This window comes from Mycobacterium sp. TY815 (assembly GCF_030755135.1).
Lineage (GTDB): Bacteria > Actinomycetota > Actinomycetes > Mycobacteriales > Mycobacteriaceae > Mycobacterium.
In genome coordinates this window covers 1008542-1030883 of record NZ_JAUFRX010000001.1, presented here as the reverse complement: position 1 = coordinate 1030883, position 22342 = coordinate 1008542, and the positions used below count along the sequence as shown (strand labels likewise).

The window sequence follows — 22342 nt, the reverse complement described above, 5'->3', positions numbered from 1 at the left end:
GGAGCTGGTCATGGTCCTGCACATCATCGGAATGATCGTTCTCGGACTGATCGTCGGACTGATTGCGCGACTCGTCGTGCCGGGCAGGCAGCCGATGGGCTGGATCGCCACGGCACTGCTCGGCATCGTCGGTGCCTATGTCGGCGGCACGCTGGGCAGCGTGGTCTTCCCGCCACACAAGTTCACCATCACTCCGCCTATCAACCACTCGTTCCTCGGAGCGCTGGTCGGCGCAGTGCTCCTGCTGCTGATCTACAAATTCGTCACGTCGCGCACCCGGACCCTGTAGGAGACCGGGCCGGCGCGGCATGATGAAGTGATGGCCGCCAGCCCGACCAGCACCAGCATGACCGCGTGGCGGGTGCGTCAACCTGGACCGATGCAGAGCAAGCCGCTGGAACGCGTCACTACCGAGGTCCCGCGTCCCGCTCCGTCGGAGTTATTGGTTGCCGTATCCGCATGCGGGGTCTGCCGCACTGATCTGCACGTCACCGAAGGCGACCTTCCCGTGCACCGGAACAGGGTCACTCCCGGCCACGAGGTGGTGGGGGAGGTCGTCGAGGTCGGCTCCGATGCCGGTGACGAGTTCCACGTCGGGGACCGGGTGGGAATCGCCTGGCTGCGGCACACCTGCGGAGTGTGCAAGTACTGCCGCCGGGGCGACGAAAACCTGTGCCCGGAGTCCCGTTACACCGGTTGGGACGCCGACGGGGGATACGCCGAATTCGCGACGGTCCCCGCCGCTTTCGCGCACCCTCTGCCGAGTGGTTACAGCGACTCCGAACTGGCGCCGCTGTTGTGCGCAGGGATCATCGGGTACCGGTCGCTGTTGCGGGCCGAGCTGCCGGCCGGGGGCCGGTTGGGGCTGTATGGCTTCGGCGGCAGCGCCCACATCACTGCGCAGGTCGCGTTGGCCCAAGGGGCGGAAGTGCATGTGATGACCCGCGGAGCCCGGGCGCGCGAGCTGGCTCTGGGGTTGGGAGCGGCATCCGCGCAGGGCGCCGCCGATCCGCCGCCGGTGCCGCTGGACGCGGCCATCCTGTTCGCTCCGGTCGGCGATCTGGTGCTGCCGGCAATGGAGGCCCTCGACCGGGGCGGCACGCTCTCGGTGGCGGGCATTCATCTCAGTGATATTCCGACGCTCAATTACCAGCGGCATCTGTTCCAGGAGCGGCAGATCAGATCGGTCACCTCGAACACCAGGGCCGACGCACGCGCTTTCCTGGATTTCGCCGGCCGCCACCACATCGAGGTCACCACACCGGAGTACTCGCTGGCCGACGCTGATCGTGCGCTGACCGACCTGAGCACGGGCGAGATCGCCGGCGCCGCAGTGTTGTTGGTCTAGGTCGACGGTTTGGCGGTCTAGGTCGACAGGTGCCAGACCAAGGCGGCGGCCAGGGCGCCGACGCCGTTCAGCGACCAGTGCAGCGCAATGGGAGCGATCAGGCTGCCGCTGCGACGCCGCAGCCAGCTGAAGACGAATCCGGCGGCACCGGTGGCCAGCACAGCCATCGTCACTCCGGCAAGCATGCCGAAGACGCCACCGCCGAACAGGCGGGTGAAGCCGACGTTGTTGCTGGTCAGGCCCAGAGACGTCGCGATGTGCCACATTCCGAACAGCAGCGATCCGGCCAGGGCGACCCCGCGGAAGCCCCATGCCCGGTGCAGCGCGCCGTGCAGCACCCCACGGAAAACCAGCTCCTCCGGGATGACCGTCTGCAGCGGAATGATGACCATCGAGGCGACGAGTGCGCCGGAGATGGTCGCGTAGTGGTTGTTGAGGAACATCGGCCGGGTGATCGGCAGCGCCACACCCACCGCGATGACGGACACCACCAGCGCCACGGCGGCCAGGGCGTAGCCCACCCCGGATCTCCAATGCTCGCGGCCGAGGCCGAGTTCGGCCCAGTCCAGACCGCGCCACCGGACCAGGAGCACCAGGCCGATGGCGGCCAGGGGGACCGTCGCGATGCTCGCCCACGCCGTGGTGAAGTGCGCGATCACGTTCGTCAGCACCAGGACGGCGACGACCACAGCGATGTCGGCGTAAAGGCGGAACCGCTCGCTTTGCGGGAGTGCTGGGCTGTGATCGGGCATTGCCGCGAGTCTACCTGCGGGTCCGCTGCGCGACCTCGGCTTTGATTTCCGCTGAGAGCGCATCGGCGACTACGAGCCTGATCAGCAACTCGGGTTGCAATAGGCGTGCCCGGAAGACCAGCCCGATAGTGACGTCATGATCAGGGCGGTGCGCGACGGTGATGTCATCGCCGGCGCGGACGGTACCGGGTGTGATCACCCGCAGATAGGCGCCGGGAATGGCGGCCCGGGTGAAGGTCTTGATCCAGCCGCGCTGCTCGAGCATCGCCGCGAAGGTCCGGCATGGCGTGCGAGGCGCGGAGACTTCCAGGACCGGACCGTCGTTGCCGACGCGCCAGCGTTCCCCGATGAGGGCCCCGGTGACATCGATGCCGGCGGTGGTCAGGTTCTCGCCGAACATTCCGTTGGTGAGGGTGCGCTTCAGCTGGCCTTCCCAGTTATCGAGGTCCTCGCGCGCGTAGGCGTAGACGGCCTGGTCGTCGCCGCCGTGGAACTTTGGGTTGCCGATGGCGTCGCCGGCCAGGCCGCTGCCCGTTTTGCCCGGCGCCTGCACCAGGACGGTTTCGTCGGTGGGGACCTTGTAGATGCCGGTCACCTTCGATCGTGCGCGCGGATCGGGGTTCGGGCGAGCCTGAGCCACGTTGACGGACAAGACTTTCGGCATCTGGCCAGAGTAACCGGGCGTCAGGTGACGCTAGTCAGTCGATGACAGCAGGAGGACACAGCACGCCTGCCTCATCTCGCGCCGGTCACCGTCAAGATGGTCCGGGCCACCAAGGCGGGGTCATCCACCATGGGAACGTGCCCGACGCCGGGCAGGGTCGTGAATAAAGCCTGTGGCACCCGCCGACGGGCGATCGGGTCGCACAGCGGTACTGGAACGATCGCGTCGTTCCCCGACCATGCAATGGTCACCGGGCATGGCAGCGGATCCAACGGTGCGATCTGTTCGCCGGAACCCAGAAAGTCGTCGACGTCGACGGTGCAGCCGATGATGTCATCGATGGCCGAGACGCTTTGGGCCGTGGTGATCCGGTCTGCGTGGCAGGCGGCGTCCCGCAAGCCGAGTCGGCGCACGGTCGCGGACTTCATTGCGACAGCGACCATCGGACGTAGTGGACGCGCGACCCGCCCAATCGCCACGAACTTGTGAATCTGCTTGAGCACGTGGGCCTGAGCGCTGTCCCCGGAGGACCAAAATCCGGCCGGGGCGAACGCACACACGGTTGCCGCGCGGCCGCGCCGGGCCAACTCGATGGCCATCCAGCCGCCCAGCGATAGACCCACAACATGCGGACGCTCGAGGCCGTGCGCGTCGAGGTAGCGCTCCGCGTCGTCAACCAAATCGCTGACGGTAGCCGGACGCGGCGGAGCCGGTGACCCGCCGCGATGCCCGGCCGTGGTGAACGTGTGCACGCGGTGCTGATCGGACAGCAGTGGCACGACGTCCTGCCAACCGTTGCCCGACATGAGAATGCCGTGCAGCAGGACCAGGGGAGACTTCTCGGACGTCACGCGGCAAAGTCTTGCATCTGCCTGCACAGATGGAAACGGTCCAGTTAGTTGAGCACGTGGGTGCGATGACCGGCTTCGTCGAGCAGGCGGGTGGGATGACCGGCTTCGTCGAGCATGCGGGTGCGATGACCGGCTTCGTCGGGTACGTCGCGGTCACTTGCCCGGCCTGGTTTGTCCGTCGCGACCGAACCATGCCACCAACCGTCCAGTCCCGGCCGCAGTAATCCGTCGATATGCGAGCCCCGCGGACGGCTCGAGGTTGTCGGCGGCGGTGAAAGACCGGCTCTGACCTGGCGTGAGTCCGGTACGGGGAGTTGTCGGCGGGCCCGAGTAGTATCGCACACATGTTCGAACCGATGCCCGCTTCGTCGTGGGAGGGGAAACCGTTCAGCGAGCTGACCGCGGCCGAGCGGATGGCGCGTTTCGATGCGCTGATGGGCCAGATGTTCGAACACCGCGAGGGCCTGCTGGGCAAGACCGCGGAATCGCGTGGGTGGGTGACGCGGGTGTGCGAGGCGGCGCGACTGGTCAATCAGGGTGCGGCCGCGGAGTTGGTGGCGATTGGGGAGTTGTTCGCCCACCGGCTGGCCCGGGGTGGGGAGCGAGAGGACTGGGCGATCGACACCACCAAGGCGGTGGCTGGGGAGGTGGCCGCGGGGTTGAAGATCAGTCAGGGCCGTGCGGAGACCAAGCTGCGCTATGCCCGGGCGATGCGTGAGCGGCTACCGCAGGTGGGCGCGGTGTTGTGTGCCGGGGACATCGATCTGGAGGCGTTCTCGACGATTGTGTTCCGTACCGATCTGATCGAGGACCCGCAGGTGCTGGCGGCGGTGGACGCCGCGATCGCCGCGCGGGTGACGCGCTGGCCGTCGTTGAGCCGGGGGCGGCTGGCTAAGAAGGTCGATGCGATCGTGGCCCGCGCCGATGGTGATGCGCTGCGCCGCCGCAAAGAAGCGCAGGCTGATCGGGAGGTGTGGATCGGTCCGCCGGCCGACGGGATCTGCCCGATCGAGGGCCGGTTGCGCAGCACCGACGCCCGGGCCGTGGAAGCGCGGCTGACGGCGTTGGCGGCCACGGTGTGCCCGCATGATCCGCGCACCACCGCCCAGCGCCGCGCTGATGCGTTGGGGGCGCTGGCCGCTGCGGCGACCCGGCTGGGCTGTGAATGCGGCCGCCCCGATTGCACCGCCACCGCCAGCAAGCCGTCCGGCCCGGTGGTGATCCAGGTGATCGCCGAACAAGCCACCCTCAACGGGCACGCCGACAACCCCGCCTACCTACTGGGCGGGCAGGACCTCATCACCCCTGAACTGCTGGCCGAGTTGGCGTTGTCCGCCAAACAGGTGCCGTTGATCCATCCCGGCTACGCCGCCCCCGAACCCCACTACACCCCGTCTGCGGGGTTGGCCGATTTCGTGCGGGCCCGGGATCTGACGTGCCGCTGGCCCGGCTGCGAGGTACCGGCCACCGGCTGCGACCTGGATAGAGAGGATGAGGTGTCACTCGCGGTGGCGGTCTGACTCTGACCTCGATTGGCGCCGGTTGGTTGTCCTTGTGTGGATCTGTCGGCCCTGCCGCGGGTGACGCCTTGACGTCACCGACGCGACGGCTGTGACTTCATAGGAGCTTGCGCCACAAGCTGCCCATCTCTGTCCTGTCCAACCGCCGACGCCGGTGGCGCCACCCATCCACCGGAATTGATGACGGCAGGTACAAGCATGACAAGCGAAGCAGGGTCTCGTCACATCGTCGCTGGAGTCGACACCCACAAACTGATCCATTGTGCCGCGGTGCTCGACGCGATCACCGGAAAACTGTTGGCAACTCAGGAGTTTGCAGCTACGCGAGCCGGATATCGGCAGTTGCTGGCCTGGTCGTGCTCGTTTGGACTTGTGGTTAAGGTCGGGGTAGAGGGCACGGGTTCCTACGGCGCGGGCCTCAAGCGCTATTTGCAGTCGCAGGCGGTGACCGTGATCGAGGTGTCGCGGCCCAACCGCCAAGACCGGCGCCGGCAAGGCAAATCTGACCCGATTGATGCGATCAATGCTGCACGAGCGGTGTTAAACGAGGTGGCCAGCACCACACCTAAGGCCCGCGACGGTTACGTCGAGGCTGTGCGCCAGATCCGGGCGACCCGGCGCAGTGCGGTGAAAGCACGCAAGGCCGCCTTGCATCAGATTCATGGCTTGCTGTGGTGTGCACCTGAAGAGCTGCGCGACAAGTTGGCGGACTATGACCGTGCCGCCCTGGTGACGCGTTGTGCCCGGCTGCGCGTCCCCAGCACCGCCTCCTTCACCGATCCCGTCGTCGGTGCCCGCCGCATGCTGCGCCGGCTGGCCAAGCGCATCAAGTTGCTCGATGAAGAGATCGCCGAAGCCAACGCCGAACTCAACGCCATCTTGACCGACCACGCCCCTAACCTGATGGCCGTCTACGGCGTCGGTACCGAAGCCGCGGGACAAATCCTGACCACCGCCGGGGAGAACATCGACCGGCTCAAATCAGAGGCATCCCTAGCGCGACTGTGCGGTGTTGCCCCTATTCCCGCCAGTAGCGGCAACACCACCCGTCACCGCCTGCACCGCGGCGGAGACCGCAACGCCAACAGCACGGTCCACCTGATTGTCATCGCCCGACTGCGTTGGCACGAACCCTCCAAGCGTTATATGCAGCGCAGGATCCAGGAGGGAAAGACTAAAAAAGACGTGATCCGCTGCCTCAAACGGGCTGTAATCCGCGAGCTCTACCGCGCACTTCAAGCTGATCTACGCCGACCAACAGGCACCCTTGACGCTGCATAGGAGCATCCACACCATCCCCTACGCCCAGGGCGGGCCCACCCATGCCGGCAACCTCAAGTGCTACTGCCGCGCGCACCATTTGATGAAAACGTTCTGGGGCTGGACCGAGCAGCAACTCGCCGACGGCACCCTGATCCTGACCTCCCCGGGCGGGGACACCCACGTCACCACCCCCGGCTCCGCGCTGCTGTTTCCCAGCCTGTGCCACGCCGTGGGCGGCATGCCCGCCCCCGAAGCCCACACCCCACCACAGGACTACTGCGCCGAGCGCACCGCGATGATGCCCACCCGCCGCCGCACCCGCACCCAAGACCGCGCCGCCCGCGTCGCCGCCGAACGCCGCGCCAACCACAACGCCCGCACCGCCACCGACTCCACCACCGCCGACCACTTCGCCTACGCCGACAACCACCCACCACCACACCCCAACGACGACCCGCCACCCTTCTGAGTGACCGGTCAACACCTCACGCTGAGGCGACGGGGAGTATCAGTGCTGCCCGCAAGACGATGCGGGCGGCCTGAGTCCACAAACCGGTCACGCGTGTCGCCCTCCGTCTGGGAGGCCATGGTGCGGGTTCCCCTTCATGTGCGAGGGGTGATCACGCGGCGCGTAGCCCGCGCGCCTCACATGGCCTGCCAGGTCCATCCCGAGATCTGCGGGTCGTCCTCGCCGTGCTCACGCGTGTAGCTGCGCGCGGACAGCCGCGCGTCCGCCATCCGCTGGCGCAAGCCGGCAGCGCGGCTGGCCAATCCGTCGACGCGATCGATCACGTCCATCACCAGGTGGAAGCGGTCCAGGTCGTTGAGCATCACCATGTCGAAAGGCGTTGTGGTGGTTCCGCGTTCCTTGAAGCCGCGCACGTGCATGTGGTGGTGCCCGGCGCGACGGTAGGTCAGGCGGTGGATCAACCAGGGATAACCGTGATAGGCGAAGATCACCGGCTTGTCTCGGGTGAACAGTGCGTCATATTCGTTGTCGGGCAACCCATGTGGGTGTTCTGAATCCGGTTGCAGCCGCATCAGGTCGACCACGTTGATCACCCGCACGGCCAGGTCCGGCAATTCACGCCGCAGAATATCCGCCGCCGCAAGGATTTCCAGTGTCGGAATGTCGCCGGCACACCCCAGCACCACGTCCGGCTCGGCGGTCGCGGTGCTGGCCCACGGCCAGATCCCCAGCCCCCGGGTGCAATGCAGCACCGCATCCTCCATCGATAGGTAGGACAGCGCCGGCTGCTTGCCCGCGACGATGACGTTGATGTAGTTGCGACTCCGCAGGCAGTGATCGGCCACCGACAGCAAGGTGTTGCCGTCCGGCGGCAGGTACACGCGGGTCAGCTCGGCGCGCTTGTTGGCGACCAGGTCGATGAAACCGGGGTCCTGGTGCGACGCGCCGTTGTGGTCCTGGCGCCACACATGGGAACTGAGCAGGTAGTTCAGCGACGCGATCGGCCGTCGCCACGGCAGATCCAACGTGGTAGCCAACCACTTCGCATGTTGATTGAGCATCGAGTCGACGATGTGCACGAACGCCTCGTAGCAATTGAACAGCCCGTGCCTGCCGGTTAGCAGATAGCCCTCCAGCCAGCCCTGGCACAGATGCTCCGACAGCACCTCCATCACCCGGCCGTCGGGAGCGAGGTGATCGTCCTGGGGCTCCGTCTCAGAGACCCACACCCGGTTGGTGGCGCCGAATACCGCGTCCAAGCGGTTGGACGCGGTCTCGTCGGGCCCCATCAGCCGGAATCGATCGGGGTTGCGGGTGATCACATCCCGCAGGAACGTGCCCAGCACTCGGGTGGCCTCGTGCGTCGCCGCCGCAGGGTGCTCGACAGGCACGGCGTAGTCGCGAAAGTCGGGCAGGTCGAGGTCGTGCAGCAACACGCCGCCGTTGGCGTGCGGGTTGGCACTCATACGTCGATTACCCCGCGGTGCAACGGCTTTCAGCTCAGATCGCAATCGTCCGTCGGTGTCGAACAACTCTTCGGGGCGGTAGCTGCGCAGCCATTCTTCCAGCTGAGCCCGATGCTCGGGATTCTCGTGCGTGGCGGCCAGCGGGACCTGGTGGGAACGCCAGGTGCCCTCCACCTGGTGGCCGTCGACCACCTTGGGACCGGTCCAGCCCTTGGGCGTACGCAGCACGATCATCGGCCACACCGGACGCTCGGTCGCGGAGCCGGAGCGCGCGGAACGCTGAATCGCCGCAATATCGTCAAAGGCGTCGTCGAGTGCGGCGGCCAACTGCCGGTGCACACTCTTCGGGTCGTCCCCGGACACTGTGATCGGCCTGTAGCCGTAACCGCGCATCAATGATTCGAGCTCGGCCTCCGGGATGCGGGCCAGCACAGTGGGATTGGCGATCTTGTATCCGTTGAGGTGCAGGATCGGCAGCACCGCGCCGTCGACGGCCGGGTTGAGGAACTTGTTGGAATGCCAGCTGGCGGCCAGCGGCCCCGTCTCCGCCTCGCCGTCGCCCACCACGCATGCGACCACCAGATCTGGATTGTCGAACGCCGCGCCATACGCGTGCACCAGGGCGTATCCGAGTTCACCCCCCTCGTGGATCGACCCCGGAGTCTGCGCAGCCACGTGGCTGGGGATGCCGCCGGGGAAGGAGAACTGCCGGAACAGCTTGCGCAGCCCGTCCGTGTCTTCTTCGATGCCGGTGTACACCTCGCTGTAGGTGCCTTCGAGATAGGCGTTGGCAACCAGTCCGGGCCCACCGTGGCCCGGTCCGGTGATGTAGATGACGTTCGCGTCGCGGTTGCGGATGATCCGGTTCAGGTGTGCATAGACGAGGTTGAGCCCGGGCGTGGTGCCCCAGTGTCCGAGCAGCCGCGGTTTGACGTGCTCGGCGGCCAGCGGTTCGGCAAGCAGGGGGTTGTCCAGCAGATAGATCTGACCGACCGAGAGGTAGTTCGCGGCCCGCCAGTAGGCGTGGATCAGTTCCAGTTCTTCATCGGGCAGGGTCGCGGGCATGGTCTCAGGACTCATGGAGCTCATCTACCCGATTGTCGAGTCCTCAAATGAACTCCGTCTTACGAGTTCACTCCTCGCCGCGCGCACGTGCCTCATAGGCCCGGCGCTTTTCGACGTCGATCTGGTCGGTGAAGACGTGGTCACCGCCGATCAGACGGTTCAACGCCTCGGCGGCACGGCGCGGCCAGAATTTCTGCGACGTGACCATGGCCCCGGCGATCTTGGTGATCCGCACCCGCGGCTTGGGCTGCGCAATCAGCCCGACGACGGCGGCGGCGATCTCGGCCGGCTCGGCGTTGCGGAAGCCTTTCATCCCGGAGGTACCCGCAACGAGTTCGGTGTTGACGAACGTGGGCAGCACGGAGGAGAAATGCACGCCCGCCGAGCGGTACTCCAGCCTGGCGGAATCGGTGAAGCCGAGCACCGCGTGCTTGCTCGCGACATAGGTGGCCAGCCCCACGATGTGCATCTCGCCGGCGAGTGAGGCGATGTTGATGACATGGCCCTGCCCGCGCGGGACCATCCGCTGGGCGGCCAGCTTGCTGCCCAGGATCACGCCGTAGACGTTGATGTCGAGGATGCGGCGGGTGACGGCGTCGGGCTCGTCGATAATCCGGCCCACCGGCATGATGCCGGCATTGTTGACCAGCACGTCGATCGGCCCCAGCTGACGTTCAACCTGATCCAGGAAATCTGCGAACGAATTCGCGTCTGTCACATCGAGTTTGCCGTACACCTCGAGGCCGAGGTCAGCACCGGATTCCTTGACCGTCGCTTCGTCGATGTCGCCGATTGCCACTTTGGCACCCAGCTTGTGCAGCGCCGTCGCCGTCGCCAGCCCGATGCCCCGCGCTCCGCCGGTGACCACCACCACTTTGTCGCGCACCTTCAACCCGACCGATCCCGAATCTGTCATGCCAGACACGTTAGGCCGCCGGATACTGCAACGGTGACCGAGGTACGCGACGCCGTCCCCACCGATGCCCCCGAGGTGGCCGGGGTGCACGTGCGATCCTGGCGGTCGGCATACCGGGGCCTTATCGACCAGGACTATCTGGACGGCCTGACACCCGAAGCATGGACGTCGCGGTACGACTTCGGGCGGGTGGGCCTGCGAATACCGTCCACGCTGGTGGCCGTGCGCGAGGACACCATCTGCGGCTTTGCCAGTGTCGGCCTGTGCCGGGACGACGAACTTGCGGATCTCGGTGAACTGATGGCGCTCTACGTCGATCCGGCCCACCTCAACACCGGCATCGGCCGTTTGCTCATCGACGCTGCCCGGGCACGGTTGACGGCCCGCGGGTTTACCGCCGCGGCCCTGTGGGTGCTGCGCGGCAACGACCGGGCACGCCGGTTCTACGAACGCGACGGCTGGCAACCCGACGGGACAGAGCGCAGCAGGGTGTACGGCGGACAGCCGGCGGAGGAGGTGCGGTATCGCCGCACACTGGGTTGGCTACGGTGATGCCATGCCCAAGCTCCTCGACGCGGTCCGTGTCGTGGACTTGTCGGCCGGTGATGCCGACACGGTCACCCGCCTGCTGGCCGATCTAGGGGCAGACGTACTCAAGGTGGAGCCGCCAGGCGGCAGCCCGGCGCGCACAACGCTGCCGACCCTGGCCGGGGCGAGCATCCCCTTCGCCGTGCACAACGCGAACAAACGCAGCACCGTTCTGGACCCCGACGACGACGGCGATCGCCGGCAACTACACGAACTGGCCGCCGCGGCGGACATCCTCGTCGACACCGGCCAGGCCGCCGCCTACGGGACATCCGGCGCCGATCTGGCCGACAGGTATCCACAGCTGGTGGTGCTGGCGATCAGCGATTTCGGCGCGACGGGACCGCGTTCGTCCTGGCGGGCCACCGACGCGGTGCTCTACGCCATGTCAGGGTCGCTGTCCCGCACCGGCCCCACCGTCGGTACGCCCGTGCTGCCACCGACCGGTATCGCCTCGGCGACCGCGGCGGCGCAGGCCGCCTGGGCCGCACTTGCCGCCTACTACAATCGATTGCGTTGTGGGAAAGGTGATTTCATCGACTTCTCGCGCTTCGACGCGGTGGTCATGGCGCTGGACCCGGCGTTCGGAGCGCACGGACAGGCCGCCGCCGGCGTGCGCAGCGGCAGCCGGTGGCGCGGCCGCCCGAAGAACCAGGACGCCTATCCGATCTATCCGTGCCAGGACGGCTACGTCCGGCTCTGCGTGATGGCGCCGCGCCAATGGCGCGGGCTGCGACGTTGGCTGGGGGAGCCGGAGGATTTCCAGGATCCCAAGTACGAAGCCATCGGCGCGCGGTTCGCGGCGTGGCCGCAGATCAGTCTGCTGGTGGAGACCTTGTTCGCCGGCAAGACGATGAAGGAGTTGGTGTCCGCCGGGCAGGCGCACGGGGTGCCCATCGCCGCGGTGCTCACCCCGGCGCGGATCCTGGCGTCCGAACACTTCCAGCAGGTGGGGGCCATCACCGATGCCGAACTCGTGCCCGGCGTCCACGCCCGGGTGCCGACCGGCTACTTCGTGGTCGACGGCGAGCACTGCGGCTTTCGGACACCGGCGCCAGCGGTCGGGCACGACCCGCCGCGGTGGCCGGCAGATCCCGCACCGGTGCCGCCACCGTCCGGCTCCACCGGCGGCTATCCGCTCGCGGGTCTGCGGATCCTCGATCTCGGCATCATCGTCGCCGGCGGCGAACTGGGACGGTTGTTCGGCGACCTCGGCGCCGATGTCATCAAGGTGGAGTCGGCGCAGTATCCAGACGGCCTGCGCCAGGCGCGGGCCGGCGACGCGATGAGCGAATCATTCGCCTGGGCCCACCGCAATCACCGCGCCCTGGGCATCGATCTGCGCAGTGAGAAAGGCAGGGAGATCTTCGCGCGCCTGGTCAACGAGGCCGACGCGGTGTTCGCCAATTTCAAGCCGGGAACCCTTGCCTCCCTTGGCTTTGACTACGACACACTGTCCGCGCTCAATCCGCGGATCGTGCTTGCCGGCAGCAGCGCGTTCGGCAACACCGGCCCGTGGAGCACCCGGCTGGGCTACGGCCCACTGGTGCGCGCGACGACGGGCGCCACCCGGGTGTGGACCTCCGATGACGCCCGGTCCGAGGGTGCCCGGCACTCGTTCTACGACGCGACGACGATCTTCCCCGACCACGTGGTGGGCCGAATCGCCGCGGTCCTGGCTCTGGCCGCGCTCATCCGCCGCGACCGCGACGGCGAAGGTGCCCACGTCCATATTTCCCAGGCCGAGGTCGTGGTGAACCAACTCGACACCTTGTTCGTCACAGAAGGCGCGCTGGCCGCGGGCCTACCCGACATCCGCACCGACACCAGCGTGCACGCGGTCTGCCCGTGCTTCGGTGACGACGAATGGTGCGTCGTCTCAATCGGCAAGGACCACGAATGGGATTGTCTGGCATCGCTTTTGGGTGAGGCGACCCACGACCAGGCCGGGTTGGTCGCCGCGCTCAGGCGGTGGACCAGCACCCGCACACCCCTGCAAGCGGCCCAGTCACTCCAGGAAGCGGGGGTGGCCGCCGGGCCGATGAACCGGCCACCCGACATCCTCGAGGATCCGCAGCTGCTGCAGCGAAACCTGTTCAGCGACATGACACATCCGCTCATCGCACGGGTGCTGCCTGCCGAAACCGGCCCGGCTCCGTTTCGCCATATCCCGCCCGCACCGCAACGTCCGGCGCCACAGCCGGGCCAGGACACCCGGGGGATCTGCGAACAGCTGCTCGGCATGAGTCCCGATGAAGTCGAGGCCTTGATCGGCGAAGGCGTACTGTTCGCACCGGAGGCAACGGAGCCGTCGTAGCCACAGGAGGCACGCCCGTGACATCTTCGCTCGCGCAGTTTTTTGTGGATGGCCGGTTCCAGACCGCCGACAACAGCGAAACCGTGGTGGAAGCCGCGACCGGCGAACCGCTCGGCGACGGGGCCGTCGTCAGGGAATCCGACATCGACGCCGCCGTCGCCGCCGCGCGCCGGGCGCTACTGGATTGGCGAACCAGCTCACCCGAGTTTCGCGCCGGCCTGCTGAACGCGATGGCCGATGCGCTCAAAGCACGGGCCAAGGCAACCAGTGAACTGGTGACGCGCGAGAACGGCATGCCCATCCGGCTGTCGCGCGGCGCCAACGGTGCATTCCCGGGGCTACTGCTGCGGTACTACGCGCAGCTGGTCACCGAGGTTCCCGTCGAAGAAGTGCGGCCGAGCATGACCGGACACACGATCGTGCGGCGGGAGGCCGTCGGGGTGGTGGGCGCGATCGTGCCGTGGAACTACCCGCAGGCCCTGGCCGCGATGAAGGTGGCGCCCGCGCTCGCCGCGGGCTGCACCGTGGTCCTCAAAGCCTCACCCGAAACCGCCTTGGACGCATTGGTATTCGCGGAAGCCGCGGTGGAGGCCGGACTGCCGCCCGGCGTGCTCAATGTCGTGTCGGGCGGTCCGGCCGTCGGCGCGGCGCTGGTGTCACACCCCGGTGTCGACAAGGTCGCGTTCACCGGTTCGACGGCCACCGGTCGCTTGGTCGCCGAGACCTGCGGGCGCCTGATGCGGCCGGTGACCCTCGAACTGGGCGGCAAGTCTGCGGCGATCATCCTCGACGACGCCGACCTGGACGCCACGATGCGCGGACTTCGCAACGCCTCCTTCGTCAACAACGGCCAGACCTGCCACCTGAGCTCACGCATCCTGGCCCCGAAATCGCGCTACGACGAGATCGTCGACGCCGTCGCAGCACTGGCCGCGAGCATGGCGGTAGGCGACCCGCTGGATCCGGGCACCGAAATCGGTCCCATGGTCAGCTCGCGGCAACGCGAACGGGTGCTGGGCTATATCGACGTCGGCAAGAACAGCGGCGCCAGGCTGGTCGCCGGCGGGTCGATTCCCAAGGAGCAACCGCGCGGCTGGTTCGTGGAACCGACAGTGTTCGCCGACGTCGACAACTCCGACCGGCTGGCCCGCGAGGAGATCTTCGGCCCGGTGCTCACCATCAGCGCCTACGACAGCGACGACGAGGCGATCGCACTGGCCAACGACACCGAATTCGGCCTCGCCGGCACCGTGTGGTCCACCGACGTCGACCGTGCTACCGCCGTGGCGCGGGCCGTGCACACCGGCACCATCGGCGTCAACGACTACGCCCTGGACGTGCGCGCCCCCTTCGGCGGCGTCAAGGCCAGCGGGATGGGCCGCGAGCTGGGCCCCGAAGGGTTGGAGGCCTACCGCACGCTGAAGTCGATCTACCGGACCGGCCCGGCCTGATCTCTCCCGCCTGACCTCGACCCCCGAGCGTGAAGCTGGCTTCACACTCGGGCGGCGATGCGGGCCTAACCCCGCCGCGATAGGTTCGAGCCATGCCCGTGGATCCCAGGACTCCGGTGCTGATCGGCTACGGCCAGGTCAACCACCGCGACGACCCAGACCCCGACCAACCGTCCATCGAACCGGTCGATTTGATGGTCACCGCGACCAGGCAGGCCGCGGACGCCCGGGTGATCGAGGCGGTCGATTCCATCCGAGCGGTGCATATGCTGTCGGCGCACTACCGCAATCCCGGCCAGCTGCTCGGTGAGCGCCTGGGCCTGACGAAGTTCACCGCGAGCTACAGCAGCGTCGGCGGCAACACTCCTCAGTCGCTGGTCAACCGGGCCTGCCTGGACATCCAGCGGGGCCACGCCGGCGTCGTGCTGATTTCGGCCGCCGAAACGTGGCGCACCCGCAACGCGCTGAAGAAGCAGGGCCGCCGCCTGGTGTGGACCGAGCAGGACAACTCCGTGCCGATGCCCGAGGTCGCGGGCGACGACGTGCCGATGGCCGGTGACGCCGAGATCAAGATCAAGTTGGACCGGCCCTCCTTCGTCTACCCGCTGTTCGAACAGTCGCTGCGGATCGCCAACGAGGAATCGGTGGCTGAACACAGCACGCGGGTCAGCGAATTGTGGGCGCGGTTCAGCGCTGTCGCCGCCGACAATCCGCACGCGTGGATTCGCCGGCCCCATACCGCCGAGGAAATCCGGCAACCCGGCCCGCAGAACCGGATGATCAGCTGGCCGTACACCAAGCTGATGAACTCCAACAACATGGTCGACCAGGGCGCCGCGCTGATCCTGACCTCGGTGGAGCAGGCGAGGAAGTTGCAGGTACCCCCGGAACGCTGGGTGTACCCCCAGGCGGGCACCGACGCCCACGACACCTCGGCGATCGCCGAGCGCGGCGAACTGCACCGCTCACCGGCGATCCGGATCGGCGGACGCAGGGCTCTCGAACTGGCCGGGCTGGGCATCGACGACGTCGACTACGTCGACCTGTACTCATGCTTTCCGTCGGCCGTCCAGGTCGCGGCCGCCGAATTGGGCCTGGCCACCGATGACCCGGCCCGTCCGCTCACCGTCACCGGCGGCCTGACCTTCGCCGGCGGGCCGTGGAGCAACTACGTCACGCACTCCATTGCCACCATGGCCGAATTGCTCACCGCCAACCCGGGTCGGCGTGGCCTGATCACCGCCAACGGCGGTTACCTGACCAAGCACAGCTTCGGCGTCTACAGCACCGAGCCCGGCAGCAGCGAGTTCCGCTGGGAAGACGTTCAAGCGGAAGTCGATTCCGAGCCCACCACCGTCGGCCTGGTGGACTGGGAGGGCACCGGCACCGTCGAGTCGTGGACCACGCCGTTCGACCGGGACGGACAGCCGGAGAAGGCGTTCCTCGCCGTCCGCACCCCCGACGACGCGCGTGTGCTGGCCGTGATCACCGATCCCGCCGCCGCGGCGGACACGGTGCGCGATGACATCGCCGGCGCCAAGGTCGTCGTCGCGGCCGACGGCACCGCAAAACTGCACTGACCGGCCGGGTCACGGTACAGACTCAAACATGCGCAAGATGGCCCTGCGTGCCTATTGTCGTTGGCATACCCCCGGGAGGTGACGCCACGTGCACGTGTTGCTGACCGACGCCGCCGGCACCGTCGGGCGGCTGGCCGCACGCCAGCTGATCGCGGCCGGGCACACGGTCAGCGGTATCGGCCCCTACCCGCACGACCACCTCGATCCCGCCGTCGACTTCGTCTGCGCCCCGCTGGACGACCCGGTATTGCTGCAGCTGGCCGCCGATGCCGACGCGGTGATCCACCTGGCTCCGGTCGACACCAGCGCCCCGGGCGGCGCCGGCCTCACCGGCGTTGCGCATGTCGCGAACGCGGCCGCACGGGCGGGGGCCAGGCTGCTGTTCGTATCCCAGGCTGCCGGCCGAGCCGAGCTGTACCGGCCGGCCGAGACGCTGGTATCCACCGGGTGGGCCCCGAGTCTGGTCATCCGCATCGCGCCGCCGCTCGGCCGCCAGCTCGACTGGATGACCTGCCGCACGGTGGCCACGCTGATGCGCGCCAAGGTGTCCGCGCGCCCCATCAGGGTGTTGCACATCGAGGACCTGGCCCGGTTCCTGGTCCACGCGCTGAACACCGACCGTTCCGGCGCCGTCGATCTGGCCACCCCGGACACCACCAACCTGATCACCGCCTGGCGGGTGCTGCGGTCTGTCGACCCGAGACTGCGCCTGCACGGCGTGCGCGGCTGGGAGAACCTGGTCCCGGAGTTGGATATTGCTGCGGCGCAAGAAGAGTGGAATTTCCACTACGGTTGGCTGGCGCTGGACGCGGTGGTGGACACCGGCCGCGGGCTGGCCGGTCGCAAGCTTGACCCCGGCGGCGCGATCACCGCGCCGGGCCAGTTTCCGCTGCCGGTGGAAACGCTTCCCCGCCCGGTCGACGAATCACTGCGCAGCATGGCCCCCGAGGGGCTGGAGGGGGAGTTCGACGACCGCGTCGACCCGCGTTTCCCGGTATTCAGCACGGCCAGCCTCACGGACTCGCTGCCCGGGCCGCTGACCCCCATCACCCTGGACGTGCAGTGCAGCGGCCTGCGCGCTGCCGGACAGGCGATGGGACGGGTGCTGGCGCTGGGCGAGGTGGTCGCGCAGGAATGGGCGGAGCGGGCCATCGCGGTCTTCGGCCACCGGCCCTACGTCGGGGTGTCGGCCAACATCGTCGCGGCCGCCCAGTTGCCCGGTTGGGACGAGCATGCCGTGGCCCGGCGCACCCTCGGTGCCGAACCGCCGGCCGACGAGTTGCTGCCGTTCGGCCGACCGGAACTCAGCAATGGCCCACGCGGATCGGTCGCCAAGGCCGTCGTGACCGCGCGGTCGCTGGCCCTGCTGCGTCACCTGCGCGCCGACACGCAGGCCTACGTCGCCGCCGCGACCGGGGAGCATCTCGATCCCAAGGCGCTGTCCGCGCTGCCTGACGCCGCCCTGGAAGTCCGCATCCGGCTCCTGCGCGACCGTATCCACCAGGGCTGGACGCTGACCGGCCTGTGGGTGATCGACTCCGGCATCACCGCGGCGGCCCTGGAGCGCTCCCGGGCGGGAGCGGGCATCTCCGGTGTCGGCGTGATCATGGAAAGCGAGCGCATCGCGGCCGAAATCAAGGCGCTGGCGGCGCTGCTGCGTGCCGACCCGCCGTTGTGCGCCCTGGCTGCAGAAGGCAACGTCGGCAGCATCCGCGCGTTGTCCCCGGCAGCCGCTTCCGCGCTCGACGCCGCCGTCGCCTCCCTCGGACACCGCGGGCGCGGTGAAGCCGAGCTGGCCAATCCGGCATTCGGGGACGACCCCGGACTGCTGCTGGAGCTGGCCGCCGAAGCCGCCGCGCAACCCGAACCTCCGACGGCTCCCGCTTCGCTGGCGCAGCGATTGGCCGACAGCGCCCGCAATTCCCGCGAACAGGCTCACGACACCACCATCCGGTTCACCCACGAATTGCGAATGACGTTGCGGGAGTTGGGCGCTCGCCGGGTGAAGGCGGATCTGATCGACACCGTGGACGACATGTACTACCTGGTCTGCGATGAGCACGTCGCCATGCCGGTGGACGCCCGGCTCAGGATCAAGCGCCGGCGCGCCGAGCGGGAGCGCCTGCAGGCCCAGCACCCGCCCGACATCATCGATCACACCTGGAATCCCTGAACGTCAGCGCAGCGGCGCACCCGCATCGGCCAGACGGCCGGCGTCGACCGGCGCCCGCGACCGAATCAACTCCTTGATGTCGTCGAGCACGTCCCAGACGTTCACATTCATGCCGGCCACCACCCGGTCATCGTCGTCGAGCCAGAACGCGACGAATTCGCGGGTCGCGACGTCGCCGCGGAACACCACCTTGTCGGATCCGGACGCGTAGCCGGCATATTCCATGCCGAGGTCATACTGATCGGTGAAGAAGTAGGGAAGTTCGCCGTATTCGCCTGGCTTGCCGAGCATTCCGGCTACCGCGACCGCGGGCTGCTTGAGCGCATTGGCCCAGTGCTCGGTGCGGATGCGGACGCCGAAGAGTGGATGCTGGGCGGCGGCGATGTCGCCGACGGCGAAGACATCCGGGTCGCTGGTGCGCAGCGACGCATCGACTCCCACCCCGCCGTCGGCCATCTCGAGACCGGACTGCTCTGCGAGCTCGACGTTGGGGGTGGCGCCCGCCGCGACCAGCACCGCGTCGGCGGTGACGTGGGACCCGTCGGCCAATTCCAGGCCGGTGGCCCGGCCGTCCTCAACCGTGATTCGTTCCACCTGAGTTTCCAGGCGTAGCTGGACCCCATGGTCGCGGTGCAGATCGGCGAACACCGCACCGACCTGCTCGCCCAGTGCGCCCAGTAACGGTTGTTTCGCGGCTTCCACCACGGTGACGTCCACGCCGCGCTGACGTGCTGCGGCCGCCACCTCCAGGCCGATCCAGCCAGCGCCCACGACGGCGAGCGAAGCTCCCTCCACGAGAACAGAATTCAGCGCGACGGCATCCCGGTAGGTGCGCAGGTAGTGCACCCCGTCTGCATCACGGCCGGGGATCGGAGGGCGCCGTGCCGCTGATCCTGTTGCCAGCAGCAGCTTCTCGTAGCGCAGCGTCGCACCGTCGCCGAAGCCGACGGTGTGCTCGCCGATGTCCAGGGAGTCCACCCGCGTGTTGAGCCTCAGGTCGACGCGGCGCTCGAGATACCAGTCCGAGTTCTGCACGGTGAAATCGTGCAGCGACTTCGCACCTGCCAGATAGTCTTTCGACAACGGCGGACGCTCATAGGGCAGGTATTCCTCGTCGGCGAACAGCACGATCTGCCCGTCGAAATCACTGTCGCGCAGCGCCTCTACCGCTTTGGCCGCAGCCAGCCCACCGCCGATGATGACGAAGGTAGTCGAGGTCATGATCACTCCTCACCTGTTGTCGAGAATCTCCCGCAAAGACAACGCGTTTCGCACCGCGTGCCCGCCCAGGTCGTTGTTGAAATACATCCACACGTCGCGGTCCTGCGCGGTCCACTCGGCGATGCGATCTGCCCAGCAACGCAGTTGATCACCGGGATAGGAACCGGTGTAAATGCTGTCCTGGCCGGGTCCGTGCATGCGGATGTACACCAGGTCTGTCGTGGCGCGGGGTACACACGCCAGTCCCGGGCCGCTCATCACCACGTATGCGGCGCGATGGCGCTCCAGCACCGCGAACACCGCAGGATCGTTCCAGGACGGGTGCCGCAACTCGACGGCGGTCCGGATGAACGGCGGCACCAGGGCCAGAAACGCGTCGAGGCGGGCGTCGTCACGCTCCTGGTCCGGATGCAGTTGCACCAGCAGCACCCCGTGCCGGTCACCCAGCGCCTGCCAGCAGCGCTCGAAGCGTTCGATCCACGGGCCGGCGGTGGCAAGCCGGCGGTAGTGAGTCAGACCCCGGTGAGCCTTCACCGACATGGCGAACCCGGCCGGCAGCTGATCCCGCCATCCCGCGAACGTCGAATCCTTGGGCCAGCGATAGAAGCTGGCATTCAACTCGACCGTGTCGAACACCTCGGCGTAGCGGTGCAACCGTCGCGCTGCGGGCAGGCCGGCCGGGTAGAGCACGCCCGTCCAGTGGTCATAGGACCACCCGGAAGTGCCGATCCGCACGGTCATCGACGTGTCAACCCGTTACCTGCCGGCACACCCCGTCGTCCAGCGAGGCACGCACCAGTGCCGCGGCCAGTCGTGCGTTGGTGCGCGGCGCAAGGTGTGAAAGCTTGGCCGGCTCGGCGGGAAGTTCGAGCGCTTCGGCGGCGGCGGTGGCCCGGTCGTCGAAATATGGGCGCACCCACGTCCAGACGTCTTGCACCTCACGCAGGAAGATGGAGGCGCCGGTGTCGCCAATACCGTTGAAAGTTTTGAGAATTCGGGCTGCCTGCTGCGCATCGTGGTCACTGCGTCCGGCGATTTCGCGCAAGTCGCCGCCGAATTCGTCGCGCACGCGCTCAGCGATGTCGACGAGCCGCGTGGCGGAGCTCTCGTCGTAGCGGACGTAGTGGGCACGGCCGAAGGCCTCGATCATGAGGCGCCTGTCGGCCGCCAGTACTGCCTTCGGTGTACGCAGGCCCGCGGCGGAGAGTTCTTTCGCGGCGGTTGTCGCGATCGTCGCGTCGATCGGTTTGCTGGCGAGCATGCACAGAACCAACAGCTGGAACAAAGGCATCGGCTTGTCGGCTAGCCGGATGCCCGCCTCTTCCGCGTAGGTGGTACCCGCCACCTTGAGCAGCCGCCGTACCCGCTGCTCCGAAGCGTCCATATCGGCGGCGTACCCGCAACGGCACCGGGCAAACGCACCCGGTCACTTGGGCGGCAAGCTGCGGGCATGGTCAGCGCCGCGGGTTACCCAAGTGCGAAGCTGCCGTTGGGTTTTCACCCCGTCGGGGGCAACGCGGAGCCAGCCGCGGGTTTCTCTCCCGGCCATCACCATGGGACTGACGTGCGCATGCCGGAGCAGCTTCTCGGTGTCATCACGCGGCACGCGTACCAGCAGTCCGCCCTGACTGCTGACGGCCACCGCCATGTTGCCGCCGATCAGAAACGCCAGCCCCCCGAACATCTGCATCTCGTCCGTCGGCTCGGCGGCCAGCAGTTCCCGGATGCGGTTGGCGAGATCGGTGTCGTAGCCCATGGACGGTCAGTCCAGATCCACTCGGATAGTCAGCAGGTCGGTGCCCATGGTGCGAACGCCAACGCCGTTGAAGCGCGGCAGCTTTCGCAGGCGCTGCCGCGGATCGTCCTCGGGGAGCAGGTGGGCGGCCCCGGTGTACCACTGGCCGCCGATGCGCACCCGGACCCGGGGGTTGGCCTTGATGTTGTAGACGTAATCGGAGTGGTCACCATGTTCGGAGACCATCCAGAACTGGTTGTCCACCACGGCGCCACCTACCGCGGTGAGCCGGGGCTTGCCCGACTTGCGCCCAGTCGTCTCCAACATGGTGACCGGGAGTTTGCGGCCGAGGGGATTGGCGACCAGCCGCTGTACCCGACGTACGATCTGCCGTTTCAGGCTCACAGGGATGATTTTGCCACCGGAACACCGAGAGCGCGCAGCACCCATTCCCGCGGGACGTGGTAGGACAACGTCCGGCGCGGAATGGTGGTCAAGACCGCTTCGGGAATCGCGGTTTTGTAGGTGAGTGTCAACCGGCCGGAGAACTCTGGGTCGACCTCGCTGATGTCGACGTCCAATTTGAGGCCGTCAGCGGAAAGTTCGGCGTGGACCGGGCCTTCGCTCGGCGCGTCCCAGCGCACGTCGATGGCGCGCCCCGCGAGCCGGGGCACCGTCGACAGCGTGCCCACCACACGCTGTGACGTGATGGCCAGGGCACCGACGTAGCTGCGGATGTTTCCTCTGGTGGCAAGCTTGCCGGGCACCGAGCCACTAAATCGGAACGTGACGGGGACGAACTCGGCGAGATGGATGACGTTCTCGGTCGCGAGGTCGGCCCGCAGGTCCGCGGGCATCTTGCCGATCCCGAACATTCTGCGAATGAACACTGCCATGGGTGGACCTTAAAGCTCCGCACAGCGGAAATTGCGCATTTATCTCTGCAGACGAAAACAGCCGCCC

20 protein-coding genes and 2 pseudogenes are annotated in these 22342 nt (G+C 67.6%); 11 read left to right on the top strand and 11 right to left on the bottom strand.

What is annotated here, in order from left to right:
• Nucleotides 1-10 precede the first annotated feature (10 nt).
• Nucleotides 11-289, top strand: a complete 279-nt coding sequence (locus QXK92_RS04420; RefSeq protein ID WP_306240455.1) for a GlsB/YeaQ/YmgE family stress response membrane protein — start codon at nucleotides 11-13, stop codon at nucleotides 287-289.
• Nucleotides 290-319: 30 nt separating this feature from the next.
• Nucleotides 320-1348: a zinc-binding alcohol dehydrogenase family protein gene (locus QXK92_RS04415; RefSeq protein WP_306240454.1), complete on the top strand. Its 1029-nt coding sequence runs from the start codon at nucleotides 320-322 to the stop codon at nucleotides 1346-1348.
• Between the two features lie 17 nt (nucleotides 1349-1365).
• Here the strand turns inward: QXK92_RS04415 and QXK92_RS04410 are convergent, their stop codons facing one another.
• The 3 genes from QXK92_RS04410 to QXK92_RS04400 all read right to left on the bottom strand — a co-directional run bounded on the left by QXK92_RS04410 (nucleotide 1366) and on the right by QXK92_RS04400 (nucleotide 3615).
• Nucleotides 1366-2100, bottom strand: coding sequence for a CPBP family intramembrane glutamic endopeptidase (locus tag QXK92_RS04410; RefSeq protein ID WP_306240453.1), 735 nt, complete (start codon nucleotides 2098-2100; stop codon nucleotides 1366-1368).
• A 10-nt stretch (nucleotides 2101-2110) separates the two neighbouring features.
• The gene (locus tag QXK92_RS04405; RefSeq protein WP_306240452.1) at nucleotides 2111-2764 is read right to left on the bottom strand and encodes an MOSC domain-containing protein; all 654 of its coding nucleotides are present in this window, start codon (nucleotides 2762-2764) and stop codon (nucleotides 2111-2113) included.
• A 71-nt stretch (nucleotides 2765-2835) separates the two neighbouring features.
• Entirely contained in the window at nucleotides 2836-3615 is a 780-nt protein-coding gene (locus QXK92_RS04400; RefSeq protein ID WP_306240451.1) for an alpha/beta fold hydrolase, read from the bottom strand.
• A 29-nt stretch (nucleotides 3616-3644) separates the two neighbouring features.
• On the opposite strand from QXK92_RS04400, the gene QXK92_RS04395 reads away from it, so the two are divergent.
• The 4 genes and pseudogenes from QXK92_RS04395 to QXK92_RS04380 form a co-directional block, all read left to right on the top strand.
• Nucleotides 3645-3839 carry a hypothetical protein gene (locus QXK92_RS04395; RefSeq protein WP_306240450.1) on the top strand — a complete coding sequence of 65 codons (195 nt, stop codon included), beginning with the start codon at nucleotides 3645-3647 and terminating at the stop codon, nucleotides 3837-3839.
• Nucleotides 3840-4049: 210 nt separating this feature from the next.
• Nucleotides 4050-5099 (top strand): annotated as a pseudogene (locus tag QXK92_RS04390) (13E12 repeat family protein); the annotation flags it as partial.
• Nucleotides 5100-5333: 234 nt separating this feature from the next.
• Complete coding sequence (locus tag QXK92_RS04385; protein WP_306240449.1) at nucleotides 5334-6416, top strand: IS110 family transposase; 1083 nt, start codon at nucleotides 5334-5336, stop codon at nucleotides 6414-6416.
• Nucleotides 6417-6423: 7 nt separating this feature from the next.
• Nucleotides 6424-6867 (top strand): annotated as a pseudogene (locus QXK92_RS04380) (HNH endonuclease signature motif containing protein); the annotation flags it as partial.
• Nucleotides 6868-7043: 176 nt separating this feature from the next.
• Here the strand turns inward: QXK92_RS04380 and QXK92_RS04375 are convergent.
• Together QXK92_RS04375 and QXK92_RS04370 are read right to left on the bottom strand one after the other, a co-directional pair.
• A complete protein-coding gene (locus QXK92_RS04375; protein ID WP_306240447.1) occupies nucleotides 7044-9422 on the bottom strand; it encodes a phosphoketolase in 2379 nt (792 codons plus the stop codon).
• Nucleotides 9423-9465: 43 nt separating this feature from the next.
• Entirely contained in the window at nucleotides 9466-10314 is an 849-nt protein-coding gene (locus QXK92_RS04370) for an SDR family oxidoreductase (protein ID WP_306240446.1), read from the bottom strand.
• A 33-nt stretch (nucleotides 10315-10347) separates the two neighbouring features.
• Between QXK92_RS04370 and QXK92_RS04365 the strand changes: the two genes are divergently transcribed.
• The 5 genes from QXK92_RS04365 (at nucleotide 10348) to QXK92_RS04345 (ending at nucleotide 18423) form a co-directional block, all read left to right on the top strand.
• Nucleotides 10348-10866, top strand: a complete 519-nt coding sequence (locus QXK92_RS04365) for a GNAT family N-acetyltransferase (protein WP_306240445.1) — start codon at nucleotides 10348-10350, stop codon at nucleotides 10864-10866.
• A 4-nt stretch (nucleotides 10867-10870) separates the two neighbouring features.
• Nucleotides 10871-13219 carry a CoA transferase gene (locus tag QXK92_RS04360; RefSeq protein WP_306240444.1) on the top strand — a complete coding sequence of 783 codons (2349 nt, stop codon included), beginning with the start codon at nucleotides 10871-10873 and terminating at the stop codon, nucleotides 13217-13219.
• A 17-nt stretch (nucleotides 13220-13236) separates the two neighbouring features.
• The gene (locus tag QXK92_RS04355) at nucleotides 13237-14670 is read left to right on the top strand and encodes an aldehyde dehydrogenase (protein ID WP_306240443.1); all 1434 of its coding nucleotides are present in this window, start codon (nucleotides 13237-13239) and stop codon (nucleotides 14668-14670) included.
• 92 nt (nucleotides 14671-14762) lie between these two features.
• On the top strand, nucleotides 14763-16250 hold the full coding sequence (locus tag QXK92_RS04350; RefSeq protein ID WP_306240442.1) for an acetyl-CoA acetyltransferase: 1488 nt from the start codon (nucleotides 14763-14765) through the stop codon (nucleotides 16248-16250).
• A gap of 88 nt (nucleotides 16251-16338) precedes the next feature.
• Nucleotides 16339-18423 carry a hypothetical protein gene (locus tag QXK92_RS04345; protein WP_306240441.1) on the top strand — a complete coding sequence of 695 codons (2085 nt, stop codon included), beginning with the start codon at nucleotides 16339-16341 and terminating at the stop codon, nucleotides 18421-18423.
• Between the two features lie 3 nt (nucleotides 18424-18426).
• On the opposite strand, the gene QXK92_RS04340 is transcribed toward QXK92_RS04345, so the two are convergent.
• Genes QXK92_RS04340 through QXK92_RS04315 form a run of 6 tightly spaced genes read right to left on the bottom strand, consistent with a single transcriptional unit; the run spans nucleotide 18427 to nucleotide 22275 of the window.
• Nucleotides 18427-19647 (bottom strand): NAD(P)/FAD-dependent oxidoreductase, encoded by a 1221-nt coding sequence (locus QXK92_RS04340; RefSeq protein ID WP_306244190.1) that lies wholly within the window; start codon nucleotides 19645-19647, stop codon nucleotides 18427-18429.
• 6 nt (nucleotides 19648-19653) lie between these two features.
• The gene (locus tag QXK92_RS04335; protein WP_306240440.1) at nucleotides 19654-20385 is read right to left on the bottom strand and encodes a DUF72 domain-containing protein; all 732 of its coding nucleotides are present in this window, start codon (nucleotides 20383-20385) and stop codon (nucleotides 19654-19656) included.
• 7 nt (nucleotides 20386-20392) lie between these two features.
• Nucleotides 20393-21028, bottom strand: coding sequence for an endonuclease (locus QXK92_RS04330; protein WP_306240439.1), 636 nt, complete (start codon nucleotides 21026-21028; stop codon nucleotides 20393-20395).
• Nucleotides 21029-21070: 42 nt separating this feature from the next.
• Nucleotides 21071-21400 (bottom strand): TfoX/Sxy family protein, encoded by a 330-nt coding sequence (locus QXK92_RS04325; protein ID WP_306240438.1) that lies wholly within the window; start codon nucleotides 21398-21400, stop codon nucleotides 21071-21073.
• Nucleotides 21401-21406: 6 nt separating this feature from the next.
• Nucleotides 21407-21829 carry a nitroreductase family deazaflavin-dependent oxidoreductase gene (locus tag QXK92_RS04320; protein WP_306240436.1) on the bottom strand — a complete coding sequence of 141 codons (423 nt, stop codon included), beginning with the start codon at nucleotides 21827-21829 and terminating at the stop codon, nucleotides 21407-21409.
• Nucleotides 21781-22275, bottom strand: a complete 495-nt coding sequence (locus tag QXK92_RS04315) for a hypothetical protein (protein ID WP_306240434.1) — start codon at nucleotides 22273-22275, stop codon at nucleotides 21781-21783. Before QXK92_RS04315 ends, QXK92_RS04320 begins: the two co-directional genes overlap by 49 nt.
• Nucleotides 22276-22342 lie beyond the last annotated feature (67 nt).

Excerpts from the sequence above, each read along its gene's own strand:
- QXK92_RS04420 (WP_306240455.1), top strand. The coding sequence starts at position 11 with ATGGTCCTGCACATCATCGGAATGATCGTTCTCGGACTGATCGTCGGA.
- QXK92_RS04415 (WP_306240454.1), top strand. The coding sequence starts at position 320 with ATGGCCGCCAGCCCGACCAGCACCAGCATGACCGCGTGGCGGGTGCGT.
- QXK92_RS04410 (WP_306240453.1), bottom strand. The coding sequence starts at position 2,100 with ATGCCCGATCACAGCCCAGCACTCCCGCAAAGCGAGCGGTTCCGCCTT.
- QXK92_RS04405 (WP_306240452.1), bottom strand. The coding sequence starts at position 2,764 with ATGCCGAAAGTCTTGTCCGTCAACGTGGCTCAGGCTCGCCCGAACCCC.
- QXK92_RS04395 (WP_306240450.1), top strand. The coding sequence starts at position 3,645 with ATGGAAACGGTCCAGTTAGTTGAGCACGTGGGTGCGATGACCGGCTTC.
- QXK92_RS04385 (WP_306240449.1), top strand. The coding sequence starts at position 5,334 with ATGACAAGCGAAGCAGGGTCTCGTCACATCGTCGCTGGAGTCGACACC.
- QXK92_RS04375 (WP_306240447.1), bottom strand. The coding sequence starts at position 9,422 with ATGAGCTCCATGAGTCCTGAGACCATGCCCGCGACCCTGCCCGATGAA.
- QXK92_RS04370 (WP_306240446.1), bottom strand. The coding sequence starts at position 10,314 with ATGACAGATTCGGGATCGGTCGGGTTGAAGGTGCGCGACAAAGTGGTG.
- QXK92_RS04360 (WP_306240444.1), top strand. The coding sequence starts at position 10,871 with ATGCCCAAGCTCCTCGACGCGGTCCGTGTCGTGGACTTGTCGGCCGGT.
- QXK92_RS04350 (WP_306240442.1), top strand. The coding sequence starts at position 14,763 with ATGCCCGTGGATCCCAGGACTCCGGTGCTGATCGGCTACGGCCAGGTC.
- QXK92_RS04335 (WP_306240440.1), bottom strand. The coding sequence starts at position 20,385 with ATGACCGTGCGGATCGGCACTTCCGGGTGGTCCTATGACCACTGGACG.
- QXK92_RS04330 (WP_306240439.1), bottom strand. The coding sequence starts at position 21,028 with ATGGACGCTTCGGAGCAGCGGGTACGGCGGCTGCTCAAGGTGGCGGGT.
- QXK92_RS04325 (WP_306240438.1), bottom strand. The coding sequence starts at position 21,400 with ATGGGCTACGACACCGATCTCGCCAACCGCATCCGGGAACTGCTGGCC.
- QXK92_RS04320 (WP_306240436.1), bottom strand. The coding sequence starts at position 21,829 with ATGGGTGCTGCGCGCTCTCGGTGTTCCGGTGGCAAAATCATCCCTGTG.
- QXK92_RS04315 (WP_306240434.1), bottom strand. The coding sequence starts at position 22,275 with ATGGCAGTGTTCATTCGCAGAATGTTCGGGATCGGCAAGATGCCCGCG.